This window comes from Streptomyces sp. NPDC048612, assembly GCF_043199295.1.
Classification (GTDB): Bacteria; Actinomycetota; Actinomycetes; order Streptomycetales; family Streptomycetaceae; genus Streptomyces.
In genome coordinates this window covers 1-1,099 of the sequence record NZ_JBICVV010000070.1, presented here as the reverse complement: position 1 = coordinate 1,099, position 1,099 = coordinate 1, and the positions used below count along the sequence as shown (strand labels likewise).

At 72.2% G+C, this 1,099-nt stretch carries 1 protein-coding gene; it reads right to left on the bottom strand.

Going from position 1 to position 1,099, the window contains the following annotated elements:
* On the bottom strand, positions 1 to 980 hold a 980-nt coding region (locus tag ACGFN2_RS35915; RefSeq protein ID WP_393367195.1), incomplete at its 3' end, for a beta-ketoacyl synthase N-terminal-like domain-containing protein.
* Positions 981 to 1,099 lie beyond the last annotated feature (119 nt).

Here is a 1,099-nt window from a genome sequence, read left to right as displayed (position 1 = left end):
CCCGAGATCACGCTCGCCGATGTACCCGTCGCCAGGTAGCCCTCGGCGCCCTCGGTCGAGCCGATGAACAGTGAGGCGTAGTCCTGGCCGTTCGTGCCCACGAAGACACCGGCGCGGCTGTTACGCACGGACCGGGGGTTGACTCCGGCCCGCTCGAACGCCTCCCACGAGGTCTCAAGGAGGAGGCGCTGCTGCGGGTCCATGGCCAGCGCCTCGCGCGGCGAGATCCCGAACAGTTCCGCGTCGAACTCACCCGCGCCGCGCAGGAAGCCGCCCTCGGTCGCGTACGAGGTGCCCTGGCTGTCGGGGTCGGGGTCGTAGAGCGCGTCGAGCTGCCAGTTGCGGTCCGCCGGGAAGCCAGAGATCCCGTCCCCGCCGGTGACGAGCAGCTGCCAGAGCTGCTCGGGTGATTCGACGCCGCCGGGGAAGCGGCAGGCCATGCCGACGATCGCGATCGGCTCGTCGTCCACCTGGTGCGCGGTGACGACGGTGCCGCGCTCGGCGATGGCACCGCTCAGCTCCGCGTCCAGGTGGCGGGCCAGCTCCTCCGGCGTCGGGTGGTCGAAGACGACGGTCGCGGGCAGGCTCAGGCCCGTGGCGGTGCCGAGGTGGTTGCGCATCTCCATGGACGTGAGCGAGTCGAAGCCCAGCTCGCGGAAGGCCCGGTCGGGCCGGACGGCCTGCGTCGACGCGTGCCCCAGCACGGCGGCGGCCTGCGCGCACACCAGGTCGAGCAGTTCACGCAGCCGCTGCTCGCCGGCGAGCGCGGCCAGGTGCTCCTGGAGCCCGGAACTCTCGGTGGCGGCACCGGTGGCGCTCATCGCGCGGGTGGCTTCGGGGAGCTGGTCGAAGAGCCGGTTGGGGCGTACGGCGGTGTAGGCCGGGGCGAAGGTGGCCCAGTCGATGTCCGCGACAGCAAGGCAGGCCGGGCCGGCGGTGACCGCACGGGCCAGCACGTCCAGGGCCCGGTCCGAATCCATGGCCCGCATGCCACCACGCCCGATACGATCGCTCACCTCGCCGGTGGCAGCCATACCCTCACCCGCCCACGGACCCCAGCCAAGAGACGTCGCCACAAGACCAGCAGCACGACGAGCCT